10 protein-coding genes are annotated in these 12127 nt (G+C 42.5%); 6 read left to right on the top strand and 4 right to left on the bottom strand.

The features are described from left to right. Positions 1 to 55 precede the first annotated feature (55 nt). Together tyrA and QV280_RS02270 are read right to left on the bottom strand one after the other, a co-directional pair. Complete coding sequence (gene tyrA, locus QV280_RS02275) at positions 56 to 1186, bottom strand: bifunctional chorismate mutase/prephenate dehydrogenase (RefSeq protein ID WP_023404535.1); 1131 nt, start codon at positions 1184 to 1186, stop codon at positions 56 to 58. A gap of 15 nt (positions 1187 to 1201) precedes the next feature. Then, entirely contained in the window at positions 1202 to 2272 is a 1071-nt protein-coding gene (locus tag QV280_RS02270) for a 3-deoxy-7-phosphoheptulonate synthase (RefSeq protein WP_023404534.1), read from the bottom strand. Between the two features lie 264 nt (positions 2273 to 2536). On the opposite strand from QV280_RS02270, the gene QV280_RS02265 reads away from it, so the two are divergent. Then, on the top strand, positions 2537 to 4222 hold the full coding sequence (locus tag QV280_RS02265; protein ID WP_172972821.1) for a sensor histidine kinase: 1686 nt from the start codon (positions 2537 to 2539) through the stop codon (positions 4220 to 4222). Continuing rightward, on the top strand, positions 4215 to 4940 hold the full coding sequence (btsR, locus tag QV280_RS02260; protein WP_152821257.1) for a two-component system response regulator BtsR: 726 nt from the start codon (positions 4215 to 4217) through the stop codon (positions 4938 to 4940). The genes QV280_RS02265 and btsR overlap by 8 nt, the downstream gene beginning before the upstream one ends. Here btsR and nagZ read toward each other — a convergent pair. Continuing rightward, positions 4914 to 5903, bottom strand: coding sequence for a beta-N-acetylhexosaminidase (gene nagZ, locus QV280_RS02255; protein WP_152821259.1), 990 nt, complete (start codon positions 5901 to 5903; stop codon positions 4914 to 4916). The genes btsR and nagZ overlap by 27 nt on opposite strands. Positions 5904 to 5996: 93 nt before the next feature. On the opposite strand from nagZ, the gene QV280_RS02250 reads away from it, so the two are divergent. The 3 genes from QV280_RS02250 (at position 5997) to QV280_RS02240 (ending at position 9805) form a co-directional block, all read left to right on the top strand. Next, positions 5997 to 7115 (top strand): anhydro-N-acetylmuramic acid kinase, encoded by a 1119-nt coding sequence (locus QV280_RS02250; RefSeq protein WP_152821261.1) that lies wholly within the window; start codon positions 5997 to 5999, stop codon positions 7113 to 7115. A gap of 8 nt (positions 7116 to 7123) precedes the next feature. Then, a complete protein-coding gene (gene murQ, locus QV280_RS02245; RefSeq protein ID WP_152821263.1) occupies positions 7124 to 8023 on the top strand; it encodes an N-acetylmuramic acid 6-phosphate etherase in 900 nt (299 codons plus the stop codon). A 267-nt stretch (positions 8024 to 8290) separates the two neighbouring features. Next, entirely contained in the window at positions 8291 to 9805 is a 1515-nt protein-coding gene (locus tag QV280_RS02240; protein ID WP_152821264.1) for a hypothetical protein, read from the top strand. Positions 9806 to 10060: 255 nt separating this feature from the next. Here QV280_RS02240 and QV280_RS02235 read toward each other — a convergent pair whose 3' ends face one another. After that, entirely contained in the window at positions 10061 to 10405 is a 345-nt protein-coding gene (locus tag QV280_RS02235) for a DUF2799 domain-containing protein (protein WP_023404527.1), read from the bottom strand. A 216-nt stretch (positions 10406 to 10621) separates the two neighbouring features. On the opposite strand from QV280_RS02235, the gene QV280_RS02230 reads away from it, so the two are divergent. After that, positions 10622 to 12106, top strand: a complete 1485-nt coding sequence (locus QV280_RS02230; protein WP_023404526.1) for a carbon starvation CstA family protein — start codon at positions 10622 to 10624, stop codon at positions 12104 to 12106. Positions 12107 to 12127: the final 21 nt, after the last annotated feature.

Genomic DNA, 12127 nt, shown 5'->3' with positions numbered 1-12127 from the left:
GATTGTGAAGCGACCTTTTTTAATATCTAAACTTTTTTCTTATCTAAACAATAGCTTAGCTATCTCTTTGGATGGAATCATTCGCTTGTTTAAGCAACTTTTGACTCTCACTCATAAATTGCTGAGAGTAATCACCAAACCAATCCGATACCGAATTAAACTGATCAATAAATGCCGTTTTATCGTGTTTATCGAGTAGAGTCAGTGCTTCACCAAATCGAGAGTGGAAACGCTTTATCATCTCGATGTTTTCTTCGGAAGACAAAATGATATCACCGTATAGATCTGGGTCTTGGGCAAACAATCGACCGACCATCGCCAATTCTAAGCGGTAGATAGGCGAGCTCAGTTTAAGCAAAGTATCAATATTAGGATTTTCTTTGCTCAAATGCAGACCGTAAGCAAACGAGGTAAAGTGACGCAGTGCTTGAATCAACGTCATACCATGATCGTGATGCTCAGCTTCCATAGGACATAAACTTGCGCCCCAAATAGCAAACTGCTGCAGCAACCATAGGTAGTGCTCTTCGCCTCGCCCATCACAATGTACAATCACCTGTTTTGCCAAACTTGGTACGTCTGGGCCAAACATTGGGTGCAGACCAACCACTGGCCCGGCATGTACATCTAGCATCGCCTGCAATGGTTTTGCTTTGATGGAGGTGAAATCACACAAAATACAGTCTGGTGGTAAGTTACTTAACTTGCCAATCACCGCTTCTGTTTTATTGATTGGTACAGTAACAATCACAAGGCCAGCGTTTTTAAACAGCTCATCCGCTTCATGCCAATTTTTACTGCCTAACACTTTGACGCTATAGCCAGAAAGATCAAACATCTTTCTGAACAAGCTACCGAGTTGGCCATTACCACCGATAATGACCACATCGCCTAAGTCAGGGTTTAAGCATTTAAACCCTGAGTCTTTTTCGCTAGCGTAGGACTCACGCATCACTCTGCGTAGGATATCTTCAATAAGTTGAGGCGGTATACCGCGTTTTTGAGCTTCTTCTCGACGAGATGCCAGCATTGCGGCTTCTCTGTCTGGCACGTAGATAGGCAGGCCATGTTCACTCTTGACCTCGCCAACTTCTTCGACCAATTTTAGTCGTTGCTCAAGTAGATCAAGCATTTGCTTGTCTACTAAATCAATCTTATCTCTTAAACCCTGTAGTGCCTTTGCCATGTTTTTCTCTACTACTTACTTGATTCTATCTTTTAAAATTGGGATTAGCTCTTCGCGAGCTTTCAGCAATAGTGCCTCAGTTGAGTCCCAATTGATACATGCATCAGTAATAGACACACCGTACTGCAGTTGATCTAACGGAATATCAGTGCCTTGGTTGCCTTCATTGATGTTACTTTCAATCATCAAACCAATAATCGATTTGTTGCCTTCACGAATTTGTTGAATAGCGTCAGCAGCAACAAGAGGTTGGCGGCGGTAGTCTTTGCGTGAGTTTGCGTGGCTACAATCAATCATTAGTGCAGCATCAAGACCGGCTTTTGCTAGTTCTTCTTCACACTCACGAACAGACACTGAATCGTAGTTAGTTTGCTTACCACCACGTAAGATTACGTGTCCATCAGGGTTACCTTTCGTTGTCAGTAGCGCAACTTGTCCTGCGCGGTTAATACCGATGAAACGGTGGCTAGAAGACGCCGCTTGCATTGCATTAATTGCAGTTGAAAGGCTACCGTCAGTACCGTTTTTAAAACCAACTGGCATTGAAAGACCACTGGCCATTTCACGGTGAGTTTGAGATTCAGTAGTACGAGCACCAATTGCAGACCAGCTAAAGGTATCGGCTAGGTACTGAGGGCTGATTGGATCAAGCGCTTCAGTAGCCAATGGAATACCCATATCGGCTAATTCAACTAATAGTTTACGTGCAATGTGCAGACCATGTTCGATATCAAAAGAGCCATCCAAATGTGGGTCATTGATAAGCCCTTTCCAACCAACGGTTGTGCGAGGTTTTTCAAAGTAAACACGCATAACCAATTGGATTTGGTCACCAACAACTTCAGACAATGCTTTTAAACGCTTAGCGTATTCTTTAGCCGCTTCTACATCATGGATAGAACAAGGACCACACACCACTAATAGACGGTGATCTTTTTTATCAACGATATTGGCGATAGTTTCACGAGATTGTTGAATAAACTGACGAGCAGTCTCACTCAAAGGGATCTTTGCTTTTAACTCGTCCGGAGTAATTAGAATCTGCTCTTGGCTGATATTGACGTTGCTAAGTTCGCTGCGTTGCATAGTGTCACCGTAAATAATTTTGTACGTAATTTTTAAGATATGTTTCAACAATACCCGAAGATAAGATTAAAGCAAGATTTTTGTACGTTATTTATTACACTTAATGTAAACTTAATTTTACACCACTATGCGAGTGTCTCTATTTTAAAAACTAAGTATGCTGCTTAGCAACGACCCTAAAGCTAGTTTTCACAACCGTAATCAAATTATTAAATAAAATTCAGTATAAACTTAGCCCATTAATACTTTGACATAACTCCCGCTATGGAACTTATCCTCTCTTTATTACAACAGATGTGCGTTTACCTTATGGTTGCCTATACCTTGAGTAAAACACCTCTGGTTATCCCTCTGCTCAATATTTCGGAAAGGTTTAGCCATAAACTCATTTGTTATGTCATGTTTTCCCTATTTTGTATTCTTGGCACCTACTTTGGATTACAAATTGGCGATGCGATAGCCAATACACGAGCCATTGGTGCGGTGCTTGGTGGAATATTTGGCGGCCCTATTGTCGGCTTGGCGGTTGGTTTAACCGGGGGGTTACATCGTTATTCGATGGGCGGATTTACCGACCTTGCTTGCGCCATCTCTACCACTACCGAAGGGTTAATTGGCGGAATCGTGCGTATGTATATGTTGCGCCGAGGCAAGAGTGACCGTCTATTTAACGCCACCATCATCTTTAATGTCACCCTAGTCGCTGAAATTACGCAGATGGTCATTATTATTTTGGTTGCGACCCCCACTTCGCAAGCAGTGGCTTTAGTGGAGTCCATCGCGATACCTATGATTCTGGCGAACTCCTTAGGCGCGGCTTTCTTTATTAGTATTTTGCAAGATAGACGAGCCATTTTAGAAAAATACTCCTCTAGCTATTCGCGACGAGCTTTAAATATTGCCGAGCGCTGTGTCGGTGTGTTATCTGAAGGACTCAATGCCGTGAGTGCGCAAAAAATTGCGTACATCATTCAAGATGAAACCAAAGTTGGTGCGGTGGCGATAACAGACAAAGAAAAGATACTCGCTTTTGAAGGTATGGGATCGGATCATCATAAGCCAAATACGCCTATTTCCTCTGAATACACCCTTACTTCAATCAAAGAACAACGCATCATCTATCTTGATGGCAGAAAAACGCCTTATCAATGCTCGCTGTCTACAGATTGCAAATTGGGCTCAGCGTTAGTTATTCCTTTGATTGCCGCCGATAAGGTGATTGGCACCATCAAACTGTATGAACCGCGCGTAAAACTGTTTTCTTCCATCAATACCACGATGGCGAAAGGTATCGCTGAATTACTGTCTAGTCAGATCCTTTATAGTGAATATCAACAGAAAAAAATGCTGTTATCTCAAGCTGAGATAAAATTACTGCATGCACAAGTGAACCCTCACTTTCTATTCAATGCATTGAATACCATCAGTGCAATTACTCGTCGCAATCCTGACAAAGCACGTGAGTTAATCCAACATCTGTCACAGTTTTTCCGTGGCAATCTGAAGCGAAATACTGAATTTGTTACTCTCCGAGAAGAACTCGCACACGTAAATTCTTACCTTACGATTGAAAAATCGCGTTTTGTTGATCGCTTAGAAGTTGATATCGATATTGCAGAGCACCTACTAGAACAAATGGTCCCCAGCTTTACCCTACAACCCTTAGTTGAAAATGCCATCAAGCATGGCGTATCGAATCTTTTAGATGGTGGCGTTGTCCGCATCTATAGCAGTGAAGATAGCAAAGGTTATAAAATTACAGTGGAAGATAATGCGGGTCGTTACAAGCCTGATAGCAAAGATCAAACTGGTCTAGGAATGCATATTGCTGGTAAACGACTCACCAATTATTTTGGCGAGCAGTATCAACTGGAAATTGAATGCGATCCGCAAAATTACACGCGGATGAGCTTTATAATTCCGAACTATAATGAGAACGACCATGCTTAAAGCCCTTGTAATTGATGATGAACTATTTGCTAGAGAAGATCTCATCGAACTTATCGAGCAAACTCAGCAGATCGAAGTGATTGGTCAGGCGGGAAATGCGATTCAAGGGCTACAAAAAATCAATACGCTTAAACCTGATATCGTCTTTTTAGACATCCACATGCCACAAATATCAGGGATAGAATTGCTTAGCATGCTGGATCCCGAGACGATGCCGGCGGTGGTGTTTGTGACGGCTTATGATCAATACGCACTAAAAGCATTTGAAGAGAATGCCTTTGACTACCTATTAAAACCCATCGATCCCGCAAGGCTCAATAAAACGATTTGTCGTCTTAACAAGCGATTCAAAAACAAGCAAGCGCCAATGGATTACTCCAATATCACTCCTTGCTCTCTTGATCAGGTACCTTGTTGTGGGCACAACCGTATTATGTTGGTACCCACAGACAATATTGAAGTAGCCTATAGTGACTTTAGCGGTGTGAACATTCAAACAACTGAACACACCACTAACAGCCAATTGACGCTAAAAGTGCTAGAAGAGAAAACCCCTCTTATGCGCTGTCATCGTCAATATCTCGTTAGCCCAAGAGCCATCAGGGAAATTAAACTCTTAGAACAAGGCTTAGCTGAGATTATTACCATTAGCGGCTATCACGCTCCTGTTAGCCGCCGATATTTAAAAGTATTAAAGGAGAAGCTCGGCTTTGGCTAATGCTTCCGTTGCCTCTTTCCACTCTCTACTCGAATGCAACTCATCTAAACTAAATGAATTTTTCTTAACCAGTTGAGTCGCATTTAGTACTTGTGTAATCGGCAATGTATCGATAATTTCAACGGCACTATTGCGGTTATTACACATTAATACCATGTCACACCCCGCTCTTAAGCTTTGCATCGCTTTCTCTACTGGCCCGCCCATAATCCCAGCACCTTCCATGTTTAAATCATCGGAAAATACCAAGCCTTTGAAAGCCAACTGTTCACGCAATACCTTTTTCAGCCAATATTGAGATCCACTGGCAGGCTTATCATCGTATTCTGGATACACCACATGCGCAGGCATCATGGCGTCTAAAAGACCCGCTTCAATCTGAGCACGGAATATAGCCATGTCGGTATCAAAGATAGTGCTTCTTCCATCAATTGGCGTCTCTTTGTGAGAATCTGCAATCACACCGCCATGTCCAGGGAAGTGCTTCCCTGTAGTTGCCATACCCGCTTGCTTCATACCCAACATAAAAGCTGAGCTGTGCTTAAGTATCGTGGCTTTATCTTCACCAAATGCTCTAGAGCCTATTGCCAAGCATTGATGACCCTGATCGAGTACAGGGGCAAAACTAAGATCAATTCCGTGAGCCATGACCTCGGCTGCCATCAACCATCCCGCTTGTTTTGCTAACTCATCACCGTTCGCTTTAGAAGCAAACGATTGCGCTGCAGGGATACGCGTAAACCCTTCTTTGAATCGCTGAACTCTCCCACCTTCTTGGTCAACACCAATCAAAATAGGACGCTTTGCAGCCGCACGAATTGAATCGGTAAGTGCCTGCAATTGTTGATTATCGTGGTAGTTTCTAGTAAATAGAATGACCCCCCCTACCGTAGGGTGTTGTAGGATTTCTCTTTCTTCGGCATCAATTTCATAGCTTTTAACATCTAGCCATAACGGACCCATTTTTCATCCTTATTCTCATATCTAATGTGGCTTTCACAGAGTATTCAGTTTATTGTATTTTGACAATCAAAGAACGGATCAAACATCTCAAATATGGACAAAAAAGAACTCTATATTGGCATTATGTCGGGGACGAGCTTAGATGGTGTCGATCTTGCCCTAGCCCACTTTGAGCAAGGGGTGACTCACTGTCTCGAAACGTTTGAATATCCCTTACCTGATGAACTTAAACAACAAACCCTGCAAGTGTGTCAGGGACAACTCACTACTTTGCAAACGCTCGGTGAACTCGATCATCAATTTGCCACTCTGTATGCCGAAGCCAGTAACGCTTTCTTAGCCCATTTAAATCTTCAAGCCAAGGATATCAAAGCCATAGGTTGTCATGGGCAAACGGTCTACCATCAGCCAACCGGTGATACTCCGTTCACCACTCAAATCGGCGATGCCAATCTTATCGCAGTAAAAACGGGAATCACGACTGTTGCCGATTTTAGACGCAAAGATATGGCACTTGGTGGTCAAGGTGCGCCACTGGTTCCCGCTTATCATCAAACACTGTTCCCGGCTTCTAACTGTTGCAAAATAGTGCTCAATATTGGAGGAATAGCCAATATTTCCGTGCTTCAAGCAAATGGTGAAGTGCTTGGCTATGATACCGGTCCGGGCAATATGTTGATGGATACTTGGGTGAAAAAGAACTGTGATTTGCCTTTTGATCATAATGGTCAATTTGCAAAAAGCGGGCACATAAATAGCGCTCTACTGGCGCTATTTATGCAAGATCCATATCTAATGGCGGCGCCACCTAAAAGCACAGGTAGAGAACATTATAATTTGGCTTGGCTTGAGCAGATACTCGAGCAAATCGATAACTCAATACCCGCAGCAGATATACAAGCAAGCTTATTGGAATTTACCGCGCGATCTATTGCCCAACAGTGTCACTTATATCAAAGCTCACACCAAGATCAATTATTAGTCTGTGGTGGAGGGGCGCACAATCAGGCACTGCTTGAGCGATTACAAGCCCTGCTACCTAACTGGCAAGTGAATACGACTGACTCACAAGGTATTAGTGGCGACTACATGGAAGCTTTGGCTTTTGCATGGCTCGCCTATCGACGTATCCACAACCTGCCAAGCAATTTACCTAAAGTCACAGGGGCAAGCAAAGCAACGTCACTGGGCATCATCTACCACGCAGAATAGGCATCAGCATGTCACAAAGCACATTAATCGATACTCTTGCTAAATTGGTTTCAGAAAATCGAAATCCGAATACCATGGATTTGGATACTCTCACAACCCTTGAAATCATCGAAAAAATGAATCAAGCCGATGCTGAAGTGCCGGTAGCAATACAAAAAGAACTGCCTCAAATAGCCAAAGCGGTAGACGCCATTTGCCAAGCCTTTGCCCAAGGTGGGCGCTTAATTTATGTGGGTGCCGGCACCAGTGGGCGACTTGGCGTATTGGATGCTTCTGAATGCCCTCCTACCTTTAGCGTAGATAAAGAAATGGTTGTCGGGGTCATTGCCGGTGGCAAAGAAGCGATGTTTGAAGCTCAAGAAGGCGCCGAAGATAGCTTCACTTTAGGAGAGCAAGATTTAACTGAGCTAAACCTAACCGCGCAAGATGTGGTGGTCGGAATTGCGGCAAGTGGCCGTACGCCGTATGTCATCGGCTGTTTACAGTATGCCAATGCGATACACGCCACCAGCGTATCGGTTTCATGTAATCCTGACTCGGAAATCGCAGCAAATGCACAAATTGCCATCTCACCGATTGTTGGCCCTGAAATATTAACCGGTTCTACCCGCTTAAAAGCTGGAACGGCGCAGAAGTTGGTGCTCAATATGCTCTCCACTGCCAGCATGGTCAAAATCGGCAAGGCTTATCAAAACCTAATGGTGGATGTAAAACCCACCAATAAAAAGTTGGTTGCTAGAGCTATTCGCATAGTCATGCAGGCAACGGAATGCAGTGAGAGTCGTGCTGAAGAAGTATTAAAAGAAGCGCAAATGAATGTAAAGCTAGCTATTATGATGCAACTGACAGGGCAAGAGAAAGCGCAAGCTGAAGCACTACTGAACAAACAAAAAGGCTTTATTCGCTAAATAACGGCTAAAAGAACCATAAAGAATACATGATTAACTATCCTGCTATGTTCCGCTAATGTCAGGATAGATTAATATTATGTAAATTCGCGAAGAAAAATAACTTCTCAATTTTAATTATTGCTTGATCTAGTTCACAAAAATAGACTTCAACACAACAAGCAAATACCAATGGCGAATGACTTTTCATATTAAAAAGCGCACATTGCTGCACTCACTTTAATTATTGAAATAGACGCCATTTAATTAGCAAATTGAAGAGGTTCTATGCAATTCAATACATCAAAACTGGCTTTGGCAACATTAGTGGCAAGTGCTATTGCACTTAGTGGCTGTCATGATTCTAAACATCACGAAGCAACATCAGTCAAAGCTCCTGAAGATGGTGAGCTAGCCAGCCTATCTCTAAATAAAGAAGAGACTGCTCGTAAGCAAGATTTAATGTTAATTGCAGGCCTAGACGCGGCTATGGCATCCGCCTACGCAAAAGATCCACAAGCTACTCAAGATATCTTAGAAAAAGCAGAACAAGAGCAACATGCTGATATTGCAAAAGCATTCCCTGGTTCTACTGCAGGTCTTATTCCGTTTGCATTGCAAGCTGAACTGTCTTCAATTCAACACGCTATGGGTTGGCCTGAATACAATGAAACACTGAACTCTGTTAAAGATTTCATGCAAGAGCTAAGCAGCGCTAAAGGCACTTCTGTATTTACATTAGGTGCAGACTTCCCGTACACCAAAAACTTAAATGGCGGTACTTACGACTGGAATGAATTGGCCGTTCAAATTCACTATCTGAATGCTCACCTTGATACTAAGATTACCTCTGACAATGGTACTAAGAAAACCATTCGTGAGAACCTACAAGACTATTACACTGGCGATATCAACGCTTCTGTATCGGCTATTCCGCCAATTCCGCAAACCGCGACCAATGGCGCAGCTACAACGAAAACCGTTACCGCAACGGATCTAAAATCTCAGCTAGAAGCTAAATTCTACCTAGATGAACAAGATGCAAAACTGGTGGTTGAGAAAGCCAGCAAAGATCCTAAAATTGCCGCTAACATTCAAACCATGCTAGCTAAAGCAGACACAGATCTTATCTTCCACGGCACGAACCCTGCTGAATTTGAATTTGTTTCTCCTGCGACAAACAATACTCCAGGGTATGTTCAAGCTAACTGGACACCAGAGCTAAAAGCACGCTTTACACGCATCTTTGGTGAAGTGATGTTCTTATACAACACACCTGAGTTTGCTACTGAGTTTGATAATGGGAATAACATGGCAATGCTTGATAAAGCGACGCAAGGTCAGCCAGGTCCATTTAACACTTCAATGCCGGGCAACTACGCGCAATTAAAAGCAGATTCTCTAGCAACCACTGAAAATCACAAACTGAAAGTAGTGCTATCAGGCAGCAAATCTGGTTTTGACTACGGTATGGCAGCGGCGAAAGGCTCGCAACAAAAAGTAGTTATGACCGTTGAAGAAGATACATTACTGCATGCTGGTTTTGGTCAAGTACCATTGGTTGCGCATGAATTTAGCCACACTTGGGGTTATGCTCATGACCCAGTGAATGAAACTATGCTTAAACCCAATAACATCCCTTACTACATTCAGTTCATCATGGGTTACAACAAAGACCTAACTGCACTATGTGGTGATAGCGAATGTCATGCAAACAGTAAGAGTGACTTAGGTAATCCTAAGTTAACTTGGGGTAATGCAAATAGTATCCAAGTAGAATACTTTGGCTTTAACACCTTCTAAATCAGAAGCTGTATTTTAAGTGATAGCAAACGGGCAGTTCTTTGAACTGCCCGTTTTTATTAGTCACTTTATATTTGTTATACCAATCACACTAAGTAAGTGATCAGAAATAGCGCAGGAAAAATGCTCGAGAACAAGGTAGGATTTTTTGATAAGTAGTTATTCTACAATCAAAAATTCTAACACCGTTATCGAGTATTTTAACAAGCTAGAATGACCAGTTATTTAGTGCGATTGGTATTATATAGCAAAACATTACTTTTGCTCATCCCAACCGCGTTGCCATTCCATGCGAAACATCTGCGCATCTTCGGTGCCTTCACAAACACCTTCATAATACTGACCTGACAAACCAATCTGATAGGCAAAGTTAGGGTTACAATATTCTTTAACACCTAAGCTATATCCCTCTTCATAGGCGCCCATATTAGCAGCACCCAATTCACTCAGTGCTGTGTACGAGCGCTGGGTTTTCCCTTTGATACCATCGGAATATCCCACACCTTTCCAATCCCCTTTCGCCACTAATGCCTCATCACCACTAGCACAGGCAAATAACAACGGAATAATCAAAGGCAGAGCCCACTTAAATCTTTGCATTGTGACCTACTTAACATATTGTTTTTTATGAGCTTAGCACACCTAGATCACATTTTCGAAAACCCTAAAAAACAGCAAACCATTCAACTGGGTATTTCACCACTTAACTTGCTATTCGACCACTGACCGGCGTACCTAATGTTGTTGCTAAAAGGATTTAATATTATGTAAATAGAAAATTTAATAAATTATCCTTTAATAGAAGAGAATACAGATATGATGTGGTTTCTTACCTGCGTAGTGGCACTGGTTGCTGGCTACTTCATCTATGGTTCCATAGTTGAAAAAATTTTTGGTATTAATGAAAATCGTCAAACCCCAGCAATAACTAAACCGGATGGCGTGGACTTTGTTCCGATGCCAACGAAAAAAGTGTACTTAGTACAGCTTTTAAATATCGCTGGTGTGGGTCCAATCTTTGGTCCTATCATGGGTGCTCTATACGGTCCTGCGGCTATGCTGTGGATTGTATTGGGTTGTGTATTTGCAGGTGCTGTTCACGATTACTTCTCAGGAATGCTATCGGTACGTAACGGCGGCGCATCTGTACCAACATTGACGGGACGTTACCTAGGCACTGGCGCCAAGCACTTTATGAACATTTTTGCCATTGTCCTATTGCTTCTAGTTGGTGTGGTATTTGTTTCAGCTCCAGCTGGCATGATCACTAACCTAATCAATGACAAAACAAGTTTAGATGTCAGCATGACAACTATGGTTGTTATCATCTTCATTTACTACATCATTGCGACTATCGTACCTGTCGATAAAATCATTGGTCGTTTCTACCCTCTATTTGGCGCACTGCTAATCTTCATGTCTGTGGGCTTAATTGGCGCAGTGGCAGTTTCAAGTGACTATTCTGTTTTGGGTAACTTCCAAGTCAGCGATATGTTCTCTAACATGAACCCACATGACTTACCTCTATGGCCGGCTCTATTTATTACCATCGCTTGTGGTGCTATCTCTGGTTTCCATGCTACACAATCACCTTTGATGGCTCGTTGTATTGAAAATGAGAAAAACGGTCGCTTCGTATTTTATGGAGCAATGATTGGTGAAGGTATTATCGCGCTTATCTGGTGTGCTTTAGCCTTGTCATTCTTTGGTTCTGTTGACTCTTTATCTGACGTAGTGGCTAACGGCGGTCCGGGTAAAGTGGTTTATGACGCATCATTTGGTCTACTTGGTGTCTTTGGTGGTGTGCTTGCATTCCTTGGTGTGGTTATTCTGCCAATTACCTCTGGTGATACCGCATTCCGTTCAAGCCGTTTGATCTTAGCTGAGTACTTTAATCTAGAACAACGTACTATGCGTAACCGTTTATTGATGGCTGTACCACTATTTATTGTCGGCGGTATCTTAACTCAAGTAGACTTCGGTGTGATTTGGCGCTACTTCGGTTTTGCTAACCAAACCACTGCAGTAATGATGCTTTGGACAGCTTCTGCTTACCTACTTCGTTACAACAAATTCCACTGGATCACTACTATTCCAGCGATGTTTATGACTACGGTTTGTATTACTTTCATCCTAAATAACTCAAAACTGGGCTTTGGTTTAGATATGCAAATCTCTACCATCATCGGTGTTATCGCGATGCTAGGTATCACAGCAACTGTCATTAAAATTTCAAAAGGCAAAGGTGAAAACGATTTGCTAGATGAAGAAAAACCTAAAGTGGAAACTAAACACGCATAACATATTGCTTAGAATCCCCCA

This window comes from Vibrio sp. B1Z05, assembly GCF_052955985.1.
The sequence above is the reverse complement of the archived record's forward strand: the minus strand, read 5'-3'. Positions and strand labels throughout refer to the sequence as shown.